This is a genomic window from Parapedobacter deserti (assembly GCF_042646065.1).
Taxonomy (GTDB): Bacteria; Bacteroidota; Bacteroidia; order Sphingobacteriales; family Sphingobacteriaceae; genus Parapedobacter; species Parapedobacter deserti.
On the sequence record NZ_JBHRTA010000003.1, the window covers coordinates 123,303 to 139,178 of the forward strand.

The following is a 15,876-nucleotide window of genomic DNA, read 5'->3' on the forward strand; positions in this document are numbered from 1 at the left end:
CGTTGTTTTGCTTTATTATGCCATCACTTAAGCCTACAGCCGAAAATCACTCATCCCTCAGCAAGTCCACGGGGTTGGCGAGCGCGGCTTTGATAGCCTGCCAACCGACGGCCACCAGGGTAATCACTGCAGCCAGTGCGCCCGTCAGCCATGTAGGCTGCCAGTCCAAACAGACCCAAGCACGAGATCAAGATGGTAAGCAATGCAGTCGTTGCCAAATGTCTTTATTTGATATTGTTCCTTTCATCCATGTTCCCGGCGTTACAAAACCGACTACCGGCCACCCATCACCGGCCACCCATTGCCGTTACCCCACGGTTTCCATCAACACCTGCCCGTCGAGCATGCGGATAATGCGGTCGGCGTAGCGGGCGTCATGCTCGCTATGCGTTACCATCACAATGGTGGTACCCTGCTCATTAAGCTCCGTGAGCAACTGCATGACTTCATTACCGTTGTTGGAGTCGAGGTTACCCGTAGGTTCGTCCGCAAGGATCAGTTTCGGCCGGTTGACTACCGCGCGGGCTACGGCTACGCGCTGCTGCTGACCACCGGAGAGCTGTTGCGGAAAGTGGTTGCGGCGATGCATGATCTGCACTTTTTCCAGCACTTCCTCCACCCGTTTCTTGCGCTCGGCCGCTGGCACTTTCGTGTAGATGAGCGGAAGTTCGACGTTCTCGAATACCGTCAGCTCATCAATGAGGTTGAAGCTTTGGAAGACGAACCCGATGTTATGCTTACGCAGGTCGGAGCGCTTGCGCTCGTTGAATTTAGCAACTTCAATGCCGTTGAACAGGTAACTGCCGTTGTCGAGGTCATCCAGCAAACCCACGATGTTGAGCAGTGTGGACTTGCCGCAGCCGGATGGCCCCATCACAGCGACAAACTCGCCTTCTTTCACGTGGATGCTCAAATTATTGAGTGCAACCGTTTCCACTTCTTCGGTACGGTAAAATTTTTGTAGTTCGGTAATTTTGATCATATGCTATGTTAGCTTGCGGCATCGGCTTTCAGCGATCTGGCCTATGCGTGGTTCGTTACATGTTTGTTGGCTTTCGGATTCGGCAACCGGTTATCATCCGGTAATAATCCTTGCTCCATCAGCCTTTTCCTTACTCCTTTTTTATACGCTGGCATATATTATCGTTCCAATTTTGTAAATCATTGAAAATAAGCATTATTAGGCTTTGTCTGTGTTGTGCACTGTTCGATATCGAACACCTGTTGTCCGCAAGCGGACAGGAGCGGGTAGCCGGTAGCGTACTGATTCGCCGCCGGCGCAGGATAAGGAGGTAGTTTCGACGATTCTGCTGTGGAGGAAGGGGCTGGTTCAGGCGCCTGCGAGGACATGCACATGCCCGCTGTTGGACACGGCATCTCCGGTATACGACACGAACAGCGCAACGACATGTGCCTCGAAGGAGCGCCAATCCCGGTCGATTGAGAGCGTGCATTCACCTGTATCGCGGGTAGCCGCGTTGAAAAAGGGATACCAGAAATCCTCTTCGGCCGAGTACACGGCGAGTGACAACAGGTCGCTGGCGTGGCCGGGGCCGTTGGCGATTGTTTTCTCCCAGCTGACCCGGAGGCCTGCATCGGTCCATTCAGCGGTCAGGCTTTTGACCCCTGCGAGGTCGCCCCGGCTAATATGCAGGTTGTCCCAGTCGATCTCCAGATCGGGATACTGCCCTTTGATCGCCTGCTTTTTATTAACCGATAAAGCGAGGTTGAAAGCGCTCATGTTCAAGGGCTCAGCCGCATACCGGAAGCCCATCCGGATGAAGAGCTTCAAAGGTTTCAGGATGCCCATGATGAGCTTCATCGCCTGTTCATTCGCCAGCCGCGCCTCGCTGCGAGGCTTTTTGCTTTTACGGGGAAGCCCACGTATGACATCGATGCCTTTCCACTTATAGCCGACGACGCTGCCTACTTTTCCGCTGAAGCTTCCGTTCGGTCCGTTTTTGAATACTGCCATAATTTGTTCTATTGGTTATAGTCCAAATATACAAAGTCGGTTCAAATAATTAAAATGTAACAGGTATTTAAATAGAAGATAATAGGGAGATAATAGGGATTTGCCCCTATGATCTCCCTATGAAATCCCTATAGAGTCCTTTTAATATACTAATTGTTTGAAGAAAAGGCTTGGCGCTTGTATGGATTTTGTGGCGGTGAGCCGACTTAGGTTGGCCGATTTAGTATACAGCATGTGCCGTCGGCGCAGGCGTAGAAGTTCAGGAAGTGATGGCTAAAAGCCGATCCCTAAGAATCAGGCAAGCGCCCATCAGTCCGGCTTTTTCACCGAGCTTGGATGTCTTTATACGCGTATCATTATTTACCAAGCTAAGTGAATACTTGTTGATGGCATTTTTCATCGGCAGGCTCAGGTATTCGCCTGTGTTTGCCAATATGCCGCCGAGAATCACCAGCTCCGGGTTGAAAAGGTTGATCAGGGTCGCCATGCCCCTGCCAAGCTTTTCGCCCACCTCATCGATCAACTCTATGGCCAGCGTGTCATCGTTTTTTGCCGCTTCCACGATGTCGGCGAGCGTAATTGCACTGACGTCTTTGTGTTTCTTTCCTACAATACTGGTCGCACCCGCGTTGAGGCGTGTAATGAAGTTGCTCCGGAGTGCGATGCCTGACGCTTCGGTTTCGAGACAGCCTTTCTTGCCACAGCGGCAGATAATCTCGTTGTCAAAAACCGGAATATGCCCGAACTCTCCGGCGAAGCCAGATTTTCCATAGTATAGCTCGCCATTGATCATGATACCTAACCCTATGCCATGGTCAATATTGACAAATAAGACGTGCCGCTCACCGTTTACGATGCCGCTGGAAAATTCCCCATAGGCCATCGCTCTGGAGTCGTTTTCAAGGTACGTGGGTATACCAATTTCTTGCTCGATGATTTTGCTGAGTGGATCCTCGTGAAAATTGAAATAGCTAAAACTGTAACCGGTTTTATTATTGATACGCCCCGATAGGTTTACGCCGATGCCAAGGATTTGTTCTTTGGCCACTTCACATGAGTCGATGAAGTGGCGCAGGGTCTGACACAGGGCGTTGAGTGATTTCTCGGTGTTGTCCAATTGATAGTCAATGTGCTCCCGGGTGCTGACCATTTCGCGTTTGAAGTTCATCAGTCCAATGTTGATGTGATAGCTGCTCACTTCTACGCCAACGAAAAACGCGGAGTTGGCTTCCAGGCCATACATGTTCGCTTTGCGTCCTACGCCAGCTTCTGTCTTGCCATCGTCGGTGATGATGGCATCATCGAGCAGTTCATTGACCAATTCATTGGTTTTAGGAATACTAATGGCAAGTTCTTTACTTAAGTCGGCGATTGTACAGTTACCCATATTGGCTAAATGGGCAAGGATGCGCTTTTTATAAACCATGTTTTTGTAGGCTACCCCAGAGAGCTTCTGGCTATGCAGCGCTTCAAAAAAATTGATTTTTTTCTCCATAAAGCGGTGTTTGATGATCGTAACGCCAAAGATAATGTTTATTAAATTATTTTAATAAGAAAAACAAACGAGGTGGGTGATTTCGCGATATACGTATCAAATGTGTGATAATTATTAAAATAATTTAATATTAATTTGATGTTTAAAAAATAATATTGTTATTTAGCCGTTGATTTTAGAAATAACTTCTAAAGCCGGATTGGATTATGTGCGAGGCATTACTGCATACGCTATAGTGAACCAAATTTAACCTTCGGGAGCATACAATGATAAAGGGTGTCTTTAATCGCTTATCGAGGCTAAAGCCGCCAAAGGATTGACTTTAAGGCAAACATATGAAGTTGACGATAGGGGCAATAATTAAACAGATACTGATGGTTATCACCGTGTTCCACTGGAACGGTTTCGCATCAGGGCAGGCTAAAACGGCTGATGTACTCATCGTGGGCGGCGGAGCCAGTGGCACCATGGCTGCAATTCAGGCAGCCCGCATGGGTGCAAAAGTAGTGGTGGTTGAAGAGACACCTTGGCTTGGTGGTATGCTTACCGCAGCGGGTGTGTCAGCTATTGATGGGAATCATCGCTTACCTGCCGGCTTATGGGGCGAGTTTCGGCAGGAATTGTACAGCTATTACGGTGGTCCTCAAGCCGTCGAAACAGGATGGGTGAGTAATACGCTATTCGAACCGGCTGTAGGCAACCAGATCCTGAAACGGATGGTGGCCAAGGAACAGGGTATTGAGGTGCTTTATGAAACGACATGGGAAGCGGTTCATAAAACTACTTCAGGGTGGGAAATTACCGTCAAGGATCGGAAAAGCAGGAAAAAAAATATCTCTGGAAAGGTGCTGATAGACGCCACCGAACTGGGAGATGTAATGGCATACCTCCAGGTGCCCTATTATCTGGGCATGGACAGTCGATCGTTGACCAATGAGCCTTATGCCCTTGAAGAAGGCAACGACATTGTACAGGATCTGACGTATGTGATAACGTTGAAGGATTTCGGCGAGGGTGCGGACGCGACCATCCCCAGACCTGAAAACTACCGGAAGGACGAGTTCGACGGCTGCTGTGATGTGTCTGATCCGGCTACCTTTAATAAGGACAACAACGACTGCTTCAAGATGCTCACCTATGGGCGGTTGCCTAACAATAAGTACATGATCAACTGGCCGAAGAAAGGCAACGATATCTACCTCAACGTTGTTGAGAAGACCAGGGCAGAGCGGGAGGTGTTATTGGAAGAAGCCAAGCAGATGACGCTGCGTTTCGTTTATTACATCCAACATGAACTTGGATTTAAAAACCTCGGAATTGCCTACGATGAATACCCCACGGAAGACGGTTTCCCGATGATTCCTTACCACCGTGAATCACGGCGGCTGAAGGCCAAGTCGTTGTTTGCATTGCAGCACGTCATGACACCGTTCGATACGCCCCAAGCCTATTACCGGACCGGAATTGCCGTAGGCGACTACACCATTGACCATCACCATTACAAATACGGCAATGCTCCAGAGATTGATTTCGTCAAGATCAGGGTGCCTTCTTATAACGTACCGATGGGATCGCTGATACCTGAAAGCTTCGAGGGTTTGATTGTTGCCGAAAAAAGCATTGGTGTGAGCAATATCGTCAACGGAGCGACGCGGCTGCAGCCGGTGGTACTGGGCATCGGGCAGGCGGCTGGCACCATCGCGGCGCTGGCGGTGGAACGGGGTGTCCACCCTTCACAGGTGCCCATCCGCGATGTGCAGGCGGCGTTGTTGGAATCTCGTGCCTATATCATGCCCTACATTGACGTGCCGACGGAAGACCCGCATTTCAAGGCAATGCAGCGGATAGGCGCTACAGGCATCATCAAAGGCGTTGGAGTACCTTATAAATGGGCTAACCAAACCTGGTTTTATCCTGAACGGGCGATCAGCGAATATGAGCTGGTCGACGGATTACGGCCGTTCTACCCAGCGTTAAGCCACTACTGGGATGCGTCCGGCGAACCGTTGACCATACGTTATCTCATGGAGGTGATGGCATTGTGTGGGCGCTCCGTTACGATAGATGAATTGGAAGGGGTTTGGTCTGCCCTCGAGCTGCAGGATGACCCGACGGCCGTCTCGCAATTGGATCGAAGGCAAGCGGCCGTGCTGGTCGACTATTTCCACGACCCGTTTACGATTCCCGTTAATTTCGAAGGACACCCTTCCATTGATAAATAAGAACAGCATTTACTAATCAAAATTTCATTTAAACCCTTAAAGTATGCTTTATATGTACAGCAAAAAACGAGTCATCAGATTGATGTTGGGTCTGATGCTGCTGTTGGCCTGTTCCATGGCCATGGCGCAGCAGTCGGCGGTGACCGGAACAGTCCGGGACGCAGCGGGTATTCCGCTCGCTGGCGTGAGTGTTAAAATCAAAGGTGTATCCGGTACAGCGACCAGTACAGACGCAAATGGCCAGTTCAACGTACGGGTTGCCGCCTTCCCGGTCGTGTTGGAGTTTGCTTATATAGGACACCTGGATCAGGAGCAAACGGTAAACGAGGAAGGCAATATCTCCGTTGTTCTGGAAGAAGGTGATCAATTGTTGGATGAGGTGATTGTGGTTGCCTATGGAACCCAGAAGCGTTCATCGGTGGTTGGTTCTGTTGCCCAAATTAAGGGCGAGGAGATCAGGAAGGCACCGGCCATGAATATCACGAACACGCTGGCGGGGCGACTCCCCGGCCTGACCACGCTTCAACAATCGGGAAGACCCGGGGCGGATGATGCGACGTTGTACATCCGGGGTGTCGGCACCTATGGATCGAACCGGACCCCACTCGTTATTATCGACGGGGTACAGCGCCCTTCATTTAATCATTTGGATGCAAGTGAAATTGAGAGTATCACAATTCTCAAGGACGCGGTGGCAACGGCGGCATACGGCCTACAAGCTGCTGGCGGCATCATTTTAATCAAAACGAAAAGCGGGAGCCATTCGGCGCCACGCATCACCTATGACGGATCGTTGAACATCGGTCAGAACACTCGCTTCCCGAAATTCCTGGACGGGCCGGATTACATGGAATGGTACAATAGAGCCATTGAAGTGGATAATGACTACTTCATTAACCATGACATGAACCCAATACCTGCCTTGTATTCACCTGACTTGATTGAAGCGGTGCGTAACGGTACCAATACCAATCCGTTGTTTGGCAACACGGACTGGATGGGAATGTTGCTCGACAACAATAGCTATTCCCAACATCATGGGGTTACGATCAACGGAGGAAATGAACATGTCCGTTATTTTACGTCTTTGGCACACTTGGACCAAGACGGTGTAATAGCTAATACTGGTTTTAAACGCTATAATGTGCGCGCTACAGTGGATGCGACCGTCAATCAATATTTGACAGTAGGCATCAATCTCGGGTTGCGTCAGCAATTGACCAACACACCGGGAATTTCGCCCGATAACTCAGCGTATATGAATCCGTTTGCCCAAGCGGCACGCATGTTGCCCAACTTGCCGATGTATGCGCCAAACGGGCTTCCTGTCAGTTACAATTCAAATGCTGGTTTTGTCAATCCCATCGCGTCGGTAGAACAGTCCGGCTACCAGCGGCATAAGTCGAATATTTTTCAGGGTACCATGAACGTCAACTTCAAAGTACCGGGAGTAGAGGGGCTCGAAGCGAAGGTGATCGCATCCTATGACAACACCGGACAGGAGAATAAAGGCTGGCTGACACCCTATGAAACGATGGGCCGTGGCCGCGAGCAAGTGACAGGAGATTTCGTGCATTTGTATACCGTGCCAGGGATTACTAAAAATTCCGTTCGCCAGAGTTACAACACCAATTTCAGAAAGACGTTTCAGCCGAGTATTTCCTATAACAAGACATTAGGCGACCACAGCTTATCGCTTTTAGCGCTCTACGAGTGGTCCCGCGCGGGAAGCAATTTGTTTTCAGCCGGAGCAAGCAATTTGCCGATTACCGTCATCCAGGACATTGATTACGGGAGCAGGGCTGACGAAGACCGGATAGCTCCTACGGGGTCTACCGGCGTAATGGACGCTCGGGCAGGCTATGTGGGGCGTGTTAACTATAGCTATAAAGGACGCTATCTGTTGGAAGCGGTAACGCGCTGGGACGCCTCGGTCAATTTCGCCCCGGAAAATCGGTGGAAAGCATTTCCCGGGGCCGGCGCAGCCTGGTTGTTGAGCGAGGAAGACTTTTTTAAAGAAGGGGTATCATTTGTGGATAACCTTAAATTGAAAGCTTCATGGGGCCGTGCAGGTAGTGACCGACAAGGTTATGGAAATTTTGGATACGTACCGACATTTTCGCAAAACACGAATCCCGTAGTGGTCATAGATGGCCAGCCGGTAGCCGCTATTTATACCAACGCTCCTCCGAATCGGGATATCCGCTGGGAAACGACGACCACTACAAACGTTGGCTTTGAATCAAGTTTCCTCAATGGCAGATTCGGTTTGGATTTCGAGTGGTTTTACCAACACACTACCGATATTTTGGCCGGTGTGGCAAGCCTATACCCTCCTTCGATAGGTGGCTATTTCCCAAGCACAGTCAACGTCGGTGAACTGGACAATCGTGGTTTTGATGCGCAACTACGCTACAATCAGGCGTTCGGCCAGTTTAGGCTGGGCGTTACCGGAAATGTCAACTGGTCGCGCAACCGCTATCTTCGACTGGATGAAGCCGATAATATCCCTTCCTGGCAGAGTTTAATTGGCAAGCCGGTGGGAACCAAGATCGGCTTTGTTGTCGACGGCATGGTGCAGACGTGGGAAGAGGCGCGCAACACCCCTTCTCCCAGCAGCGGCATTATGGCACCGGGATTCTTCAGATACCGCGACCTGAATGGTGATGGAAAGCTTACCCGGGCGGAAGACATGACCTACATCGGTAGGTCAAATATTCCCGAGCTGATGTATGGTCTGAATATCGACCTCGCCTATAAAGGTTTTGATTTTTCGGCCTTGTTGCAGGGCGCTGGGTTAGCCAGTGTCAACCTTGCGGGCACGTACGAAGGATCAGGCGGTACTAGCGGTGTCGACGATAACACCGCCTTTACCCGGGCATTTTATGGCTACGGAAATTCACCTTACTACCTGGTAGAAAATTCATGGCGTCCTGATAATCCGAACGCAGAGTTCCCACGGCTTACCGCCTATAGGGCCAACTTATCCGCTAACAATGCGCATATTAATTCGGGTTGGGAACGAAGGGGGGATTACTTGCGCGTCCGATCGATGCAGCTGGGCTATTCGTTCCCCCATCGGTGGATTGCCCCGGCAAGGCTCCAGCAATTGAGGCTTACAGTCACCGGTTCCAACCTGTTTACCTTTGATTACTTAAAATATCTGGATCCGGAGATGCCCAACGTAAACAACGGGTTCTATCCCCAGCAGCGGATTTTTGCTTTCGGTGTAAACGTCACCTTTTAAAACGAGATTAACATGAGCACAATAAAATATATCAAAAAGTCCATTCTTATGCTGTCAGCAGCAGCCGCTGTGACGGCACAAAGCTGTAGCATAGACGTGATCCCCCAGAATCGCTATGGCGAAGAACTGATCTGGTCGGATCCAAGTACGGCTGAATTGTACGTCAATGGATTGTATGCTGAATTCAAAAGCTTCCAATTCGGCCTGTTCCCTGGGTTGGGTTATGACAACGCTACGGATGCGTTGGCCGATATCATGAAGTACACATCATCGACGGCAGGCAACGGCACCGTCAATATCTTGGTATCCAACGCCAACCAATTCAATCCGGCAAGTGTCGGATTGAATTACTGGAGCGCAGGGTATAACCGTATCCGTCGGGTCAACGAATTCCTCGATGGCCTGTACAAAAAGTCCGTGCTGAACGACGATCAGAAACTCAAGTATGAAGCCGAAGCCCGGTTTGTGCGTGGCTATGCTTATTTCTGGTTGATGCGTATCCACGGAAGCGTGGTGCTTTTTGAGAACCTGGAGCAGTACGCAACGAAAGACCATGGCCGATCCAGCGAAGACGATTGCTGGAATTTCATTGCCGCGGATTTTGCATTCGCTGCGGAACACCTGGATAAAACCCACCTCGCCGGCCGGGCCACTAAAGGAGCCGCTTACGCCATGCTGGCACGGACGTGGTTGTATGCGGCGTCTTCAGCTGAATATGATGGCGGGCAATATAATGTTGATCCGCTGACCGGTGTACCGGCAGATAAAGCCACGGAGTATTACGGCAATGCAGCAGCCGCGGCGCAAGAGGTCGTAAACCTGGCAAACGAAGGGTTATATGCATTGGACGAGAATTTCGCCTCCATTTTCACGAATAGGAACACCAAAGAAGCCATCTTCCGGGTTGATTTTGCTGCGCCTCAAGTAACACATCAGTATGATTTGGGCTTCACGCCGCCGCGTGATGCGCCCGGACAGACGCTGGTGTACGGCGTGCCGACCGCCGAACTGGTGGACGAATTCCAAATGGCTGACGGAAGTGCATTTTCTTGGTCGAATCCAGCGCACAGTGCCGATCCTTATGCGAACCGAGAGCCGCGGTTTTATGCAACAATATTATACAATGGAGCCTCGTGGAAAGGACGGACAATCAATACGACAGAAAGCGATGTGCTCGAAGGCTTCATTCCCTACGGAACAATGGGTGATCCCAAACGTACGGTTACAGGCTATTATGCTCGGAAAATGCTGGATCCGGCGAATACAGACTTTGTAATCAATAGGAGTACGCAAAGCTGGATCGAATTGCGTTATGCTGAGGTCCTGCTGATCCTCGCCGAGGCAAAGGCGGGTGTCAATGATATCAGTGGTGCGGTGGGAGCCATCAATGTGTTGCGCGAGAAACGTGGCCTGCCTCCTGTTGCTGCGGCGAATAAAACGGGCGTAATGCAATTGGTCGAACACGAGCGAATAGTGGAGCTTGCTTTCGAAGGGCACCGCTTCTGGGACCTAAGAAGGTGGCGCAAGGCGCACGAAGTGCTGAATGCGACGCGGTTTACCGGCCACCGGCCAGTCGCGATGGGCGATGGGTTTGGCTATGAGGTGGTGCAGGCCGATAATTTCGACCGCAGCTTTACGCCTGCATTGTACTACCTGCCTATTCCAGAAATAGAGGTGCAACGAAACAATGCTTTGGATCAGATCAGGGGTTGGTAATTGATTATTGTTATTGAACATGAAAACATTTAATATAATATCCCTAGCGTTTCTAACGCTTTTGGTAGGGATGGTGATGGTCTCGTGCCAGAAATTGGAGTATAGAGAGCGGAATGAAGCCAATGAAATCAGTGACGTGTATGCCACCATTGAAGGCCGGGGAAGGGATCGGTTGTTTGTAGGCCGGGTTGTCGAGGATACGATTTTCTTGGATATTGACTATTTCTATCCGATTGACTCGGATAATGAGATGGATCTTTCTCGGATGTTGCTTCGGGTTACGGTACCTTCAGACGCCACGGTGACGCCTTCACTGGACGGTTTTTGGGATCTGACCGCCGAGCGGACGTTGACCGTTACATCGGGCTCAGGTGCTGTCAATACCTATGTGGTGAAGGCTAGGAAAGTCGGGAATACCGAGGTTTCCCGCGCGTTGCTAACTTATGACGACGAGACCGGACAGCGGCAGGAGCTGCAGGCGATCATTCAGGGTGATGTCATCAATTTTTCAATTGTGCCGGGGACGGTGTTATCCAATACAGTGTTTACTTATACCATCAACAGGCACTCGTCGGGATCCATCGAAGATGGTGAAAGCATTGATCTGGCAGGGCCGGTACCTTTTGTCGTATCATCCGTAGGTAACGTACAGCGTAACTACACCATACGGACCATTGAGGCGACCAAATTGCCGAAAGGCATCCGACCGGGAAGTGCCAAGATTCTTTTTGAAAAGCGGCTTAAAGGCGATCTGGGCATTTCAGTCGATAATATGACGGGGGGTATTGCTGCGATCGGCGATTTCGTGGTGCTCAATACGCGTGATCAAAACAGCGTCTACATCAACGCGTTTACCGGCGAAAGGGTAGGGGAAATCGATTTGGGCCCGATCAGGGGAAGTCTGCGGAACTTTTATTCAACAGGAGACGCTGGCGGAAACATCCTGGTATCGAACCTGACACCCAATGACGGCAATGTCTTCAATATCTGGAAGCTATCGTCCGTAACCGCGGCGCCAGAACCGTTTATCCAGTGGGACGCAGGAGGGACATCCTTCGGCCGTAAATTTTCGATTCAAGGCAGTGTAGACGGAGATGCCATCATTACGGCTCCGGTTGTGGGGGTAGAATCCAGTAGCTTTGCCCGGTGGAGCGTGGTTGGCGGAAGCCTGGTGTCGCAGACTCCGGAAATTGTCACGATATCGGGATACTCCTGGAGCAATAACAATGCCGACGTGATCCACACGTCTGCGACCAATTTGGAGAGCGATTACTATGTAATCGGATATTCTGATAACCGGCTGGCCCGGGTTAGCGGCACAAGCAATGCAGTGGCAGCGACGTTAGATCGGTTAAACGCGAACTTTATCGCTAATGCGGTCGACTTCACGGAGTTCAATAACGGAAAATTCGTTGCCTATAACCATGTGAATAGCTTTACCTGGGGGTCGGCCGATCAGGTATTCCTGATTGATACTGAAGCTGGTTTCTCAGGCGACCCTTCTGCGAATACGGCCCCGGGCCTAATATGGGCGCCGGAAAAAGGGAGATACGGCCCAGCCGCAGCATCCGGAGCTGTAAACGGCAACGGTACTGGCGACGTGGCGATGCGGGTGTCGGAGAATGGCTTCTACCTGTATCTTTATTTCATGTTTACGAATGGTTATGTGGTCGGAGTACAGTTTGATTGCGTCGATATCTAACATTCGCTAATGAAAGATTTTGTTCACGGCAATACGGTATGTCCCGTATTGCCTTTATAACTACTGGTATGAATTTGAGATTAATTATTTGGGGTGCCGTTTTTTTCGCACTGTTTTCCTGCAAGAAAGACGTCGGTAAGCCCGATACGGGCGATCATGGTGACGATGATGTAGAAGACATTACACCCGGCAAAGAAGTGCTGGTGTGGGTGGATGCTCGGTCAAATGTATTTGGAACGTATGGCCGTTTCCACGACAAGGATGAGGCTCGTGCGGTGCTCGACACGTTGAAGGATTGTGGGGTAACTGGCTTGGTGATTGATGTAAAAAACAGCTCGGGGTGGACAATGTATCCAAGCGCTTATACCGACGAAGTCAAAACGCTGGATGGGAAAAATCGCTTGGATGATTACGTGCCATTTATGATTGCTGAAGCGAGGGAGCGGGGGTTTAAGGTGTACCTTTCCATCGTCACGTTCGTGGACGGTGATCGGCGCGGTTTCGGGTACGTATATGACCATCCGGAATATCGGTCAAATTACGAATCCGTTGTAGTAACCAATACGGCTGGTGAACTTGGGCCTATTTCGGCGACTGGCCGGAATGTATTTGTCAATCCGGCGGCTCCCGAAGTCAGGGAACGCGCACTTAATATCGTCCGTGAAATCGTCCGGACATTTAAACCGGACGGATTTATTCTTGACTACGGCAGGTATTCGAACATTGCTGCCGACTTTTCCGAATTGAGCAAGCAGCAGTTTGTCGAATTTCTGGAAACGAAATATAATAATACGCAGGCCCGGCAGATGCGGTTTCCACAGGACATTGTTGAAAGCTGGCGCGAAAGTGATGGCCAGATGCTCCCTGCAACAACCGGAAAATACTACAATCAATGGCTGATTTACCGGTCGTCTGTTATTCAGTCATTCATCAAAGAGGCCAAGGCTGCGGTTAAGTCAGTCGATGCCGAAGTAGATTTTGGTGTATACGTTGGCGCTTGGTACGGAACTTATTATCAAATGGGGGTAAATTGGGCCAGCAAGGATTATGACCCGTTCCAGGATTTTGAAGTCCGCTTTGACTGGGCGTATCCGGGGTACGGCGAGACAGGCTATGCCGAAGAACTGGACATCTTAATGACCGGGAATTATTTCACCCAGATCATGCTTTCGGAGAATCCCACCACGGCACATCTTAAATACCACTGGTGGAGTATTGAAGGGTCCCTTAACGGCTCGGAATACATCACTAAAAATAGGGTGCCGCTGTATGGCAGCTTGGATATCGGCAATGTGGGTTACAGCTCGAAATCCGAGATCACCCGGGCGATAAAATATATCCTGTCGCGCACTTCAGGGGGGATCATGCTGTTTGACGTGGTACACATGTATGGCGCGCCGTACAACCAATTGAAGCAGCCGCTGTTTGACGCGGTAAAGGCAGGGATAAAAGGTGAGTAACGTAAAAAAAAGACAATGAACAAACTATTGAGGTTATCTTTATTGCTTTGTCTACTGTCATTAGCTTGGCGTGGCAGTGCGCAGGAGGTGCCTGAACTTCATCGTAACCGGATTGAACAGCTGCGGCCTTCAATAGCGGCTTTTAAGGCCGAGGATGCCAAAAACGGCATAACGCAGGGCGCAATTCTTATGGTTGGCAGTTCGTCATTTACGCGCTGGCAGGATGCCGATAAAGCGTTTCCAAGCCACCGGATCATTAACCGGGGGTTTGGTGGTTCGCAGTTATACGATATCCTGTATTTCTTTGATCAGGTAGTAATGCCCTACAAACCCTGCCAAATATTGCTCTATGAAGGAGACAACGATATCGCCTCGGGAATGACGCCCGAGCAATACCTTGAAGATGTGATCACCTTTGTGCGCTTGGTGGAAGTACGCTTACCGGGCACAGTGGTCAGCATCGTTTCTACTAAACCGAGTCCGGCGCGGGCAAAATGGGAATCGGCGTATCTGCGCGCTAATCGACTGGTGCGGGAGCTCACGGAAACCAAACCACACGTGCAGTATATCGACGTTGCTCAGTTGTTGTATAACCGCAACGGCAAGCTCAGGCCTGAGCTGTTTATACAAGATCAAATTCACCTCAACGAAAAGGGGTATGCCATCTGGCAGGCGATCATTGCGCCTTACTTAATTGATGAAGGATTAAAAAACAAGAAATAATGAGGAAGCTTGCATATTTTGTAACATGCTTGGCCGGTGGAATGTTTATCGCATGCACTGCCGAAAATCAACCAAACGATACCGCGCATGAACGGCGAAACATCCTTTGGTTTGATGCCACGGCGAATTTCAAGCGTTTCAGCGAAAAAGATTCCATCACGTTCTACCTGGAAAAATCGAAGGCCATCGGCATTTCCGATGTGGTGGTAGACGTCAAGCCGATTACTGGAGAGGTGTTATATCCCAGCAAATTGGCTCCGCAGATGATCCAGTGGGAAGGGGAATACGAAAGCGGTACAAAGGATACGACATGGGATATGCTTTCTTTTTTCATTGAAGAGGGGCATCGCCTCGGGCTTGCGGTCCACGCTTCGACGAATGTGTTTGTAGCAGGCCACAATTTCTTTGACCGTGGCGTGGTGTATACCGATGAGGACAAGCAGCATTGGCAAACGATATCGTACCTGCCCGAAGGGATGACACCCATCACCGAGCAGAAAAAGAAGTACTCTGCCATGCTGAACCCTGCGCTGCCTGAAGTGCAGGATTATGAACTTTCGATTATCAAGGAGCTGGTGGCTAGCTATCCACAATTGGATGGAATTATCCTGGACAGGGTGCGCTATGACGGCATTGAAGCCGATTTCTCCGATGCCTCTCGCGACTTGTTTGAGGCGTATCTGGGAAGACCGGTCGAAAACTTCCCGGCAGCTATTTTTTCATATGATTCCGGCGAGGGAAAAGATCGGATCGAAGGCCCACTTTACAAAAATTGGTTGGAATGGCGCGCCAAGGTAATACACGATTTCATTTACCGTGCGCGCGAAGAAGTCAAGCAGATTAATCCCGATATTTCCTTTGGCGACTATACCGGTTCATGGTATCCGCTATATTATGATGTGGGTGTTAACTTCGCCAGCAGGGAATATGACCCTTCCATTGATTTTGAGTGGGCAACGCCCGAATATAAACAATTCGGCTATGCGGAAGCGCTGGATCTGTTTACCACGGGCAACTATTACGTGGAAGTGGAAAAGAAAGAAACGGAGGCATTGGCTGACCAAGCAGTAAGGCATACGGAATCGGGGCTGCAGGTAGGGGCTGAAAGCTGGTATACTGTAGAAGGATCAGCAGAGTTGGTTAACGAAGTCACCAAGGGCAAAGTTCCGGTTTACGCCGGGTTATATGTGGAACAGTATAAAGGGGATCCGGAGCAATTTGTTAAGGCCATCAAGATGTGCCGTTCCAAGTCTCAGGGTGTGATGGTTTTCGATATTGTGCATGTCATCAACTTTGGCTGGTGGGATTATTTGGAAGAAGGATTGAAGTAGTTTAC

General features: G+C 50.0%; 11 protein-coding genes. 7 read left to right on the top strand and 4 right to left on the bottom strand.

Going from position 1 to position 15,876, the window contains the following annotated elements:
- Positions 1–46: 46 nt before the first annotated feature.
- The 4 genes from ACFOET_RS00545 to ACFOET_RS00560 all read right to left on the bottom strand — a co-directional run bounded on the left by ACFOET_RS00545 (position 47) and on the right by ACFOET_RS00560 (position 3,470).
- Entirely contained in the window at positions 47–169 is a 123-nt protein-coding gene (locus ACFOET_RS00545) for a hypothetical protein (protein ID WP_379018457.1), read from the bottom strand.
- A gap of 138 nt (positions 170–307) precedes the next feature.
- Entirely contained in the window at positions 308–982 is a 675-nt protein-coding gene (locus ACFOET_RS00550) for an ABC transporter ATP-binding protein (protein WP_379018459.1), read from the bottom strand.
- 348 nt (positions 983–1,330) lie between these two features.
- Positions 1,331–1,975, bottom strand: a complete 645-nt coding sequence (locus ACFOET_RS00555) for a DUF6266 family protein (protein ID WP_379018461.1) — start codon at positions 1,973–1,975, stop codon at positions 1,331–1,333.
- Positions 1,976–2,234: 259 nt separating this feature from the next.
- Entirely contained in the window at positions 2,235–3,470 is a 1,236-nt protein-coding gene (locus ACFOET_RS00560) for an ROK family transcriptional regulator (RefSeq protein ID WP_379018463.1), read from the bottom strand.
- Positions 3,471–3,805: 335 nt separating this feature from the next.
- Here ACFOET_RS00560 and ACFOET_RS00565 point away from each other — a divergent pair, with 335 nt between their 5' ends.
- The 7 genes from ACFOET_RS00565 (at position 3,806) to ACFOET_RS00595 (ending at position 15,871) form a co-directional block, all read left to right on the top strand.
- On the top strand, positions 3,806–5,692 hold the full coding sequence (locus ACFOET_RS00565; protein ID WP_379018465.1) for an FAD-dependent oxidoreductase: 1,887 nt from the start codon (positions 3,806–3,808) through the stop codon (positions 5,690–5,692).
- A gap of 52 nt (positions 5,693–5,744) precedes the next feature.
- Positions 5,745–8,939, top strand: coding sequence for a SusC/RagA family TonB-linked outer membrane protein (locus ACFOET_RS00570; protein WP_379018467.1), 3,195 nt, complete (start codon positions 5,745–5,747; stop codon positions 8,937–8,939).
- Between the two features lie 12 nt (positions 8,940–8,951).
- Positions 8,952–10,655 (top strand): RagB/SusD family nutrient uptake outer membrane protein, encoded by a 1,704-nt coding sequence (locus ACFOET_RS00575; RefSeq protein ID WP_379018469.1) that lies wholly within the window; start codon positions 8,952–8,954, stop codon positions 10,653–10,655.
- A gap of 19 nt (positions 10,656–10,674) precedes the next feature.
- Positions 10,675–12,357 (top strand): DUF5018 domain-containing protein, encoded by a 1,683-nt coding sequence (locus tag ACFOET_RS00580; protein ID WP_379018471.1) that lies wholly within the window; start codon positions 10,675–10,677, stop codon positions 12,355–12,357.
- A gap of 68 nt (positions 12,358–12,425) precedes the next feature.
- Complete coding sequence (locus tag ACFOET_RS00585) at positions 12,426–13,817, top strand: alpha amylase family protein (RefSeq protein WP_379018473.1); 1,392 nt, start codon at positions 12,426–12,428, stop codon at positions 13,815–13,817.
- A gap of 15 nt (positions 13,818–13,832) precedes the next feature.
- Positions 13,833–14,540, top strand: a complete 708-nt coding sequence (locus tag ACFOET_RS00590) for a GDSL-type esterase/lipase family protein (RefSeq protein ID WP_379018475.1) — start codon at positions 13,833–13,835, stop codon at positions 14,538–14,540.
- Positions 14,540–15,871, top strand: coding sequence for an alpha amylase family protein (locus ACFOET_RS00595; RefSeq protein ID WP_379018477.1), 1,332 nt, complete (start codon positions 14,540–14,542; stop codon positions 15,869–15,871). Before ACFOET_RS00590 ends, ACFOET_RS00595 begins: the two co-directional genes overlap by 1 nt.
- Positions 15,872–15,876 lie beyond the last annotated feature (5 nt).

Coding starts and splice junctions, on each gene's coding strand:
- ACFOET_RS00570 (WP_379018467.1), top strand. CDS start 5,745: ATGTACAGCAAAAAACGAGTCATCAGATTGATGTTGGGTCTGATGCTG.
- ACFOET_RS00585 (WP_379018473.1), top strand. CDS start 12,426: ATGAATTTGAGATTAATTATTTGGGGTGCCGTTTTTTTCGCACTGTTT.
- ACFOET_RS00595 (WP_379018477.1), top strand. CDS start 14,540: ATGAGGAAGCTTGCATATTTTGTAACATGCTTGGCCGGTGGAATGTTT.
- ACFOET_RS00590 (WP_379018475.1), top strand. CDS start 13,833: ATGAACAAACTATTGAGGTTATCTTTATTGCTTTGTCTACTGTCATTA.
- ACFOET_RS00555 (WP_379018461.1), bottom strand. CDS start 1,975: ATGGCAGTATTCAAAAACGGACCGAACGGAAGCTTCAGCGGAAAAGTA.
- ACFOET_RS00580 (WP_379018471.1), top strand. CDS start 10,675: ATGAAAACATTTAATATAATATCCCTAGCGTTTCTAACGCTTTTGGTA.
- ACFOET_RS00565 (WP_379018465.1), top strand. CDS start 3,806: ATGAAGTTGACGATAGGGGCAATAATTAAACAGATACTGATGGTTATC.
- ACFOET_RS00550 (WP_379018459.1), bottom strand. CDS start 982: ATGATCAAAATTACCGAACTACAAAAATTTTACCGTACCGAAGAAGTG.
- ACFOET_RS00560 (WP_379018463.1), bottom strand. CDS start 3,470: ATGGAGAAAAAAATCAATTTTTTTGAAGCGCTGCATAGCCAGAAGCTC.
- ACFOET_RS00575 (WP_379018469.1), top strand. CDS start 8,952: ATGAGCACAATAAAATATATCAAAAAGTCCATTCTTATGCTGTCAGCA.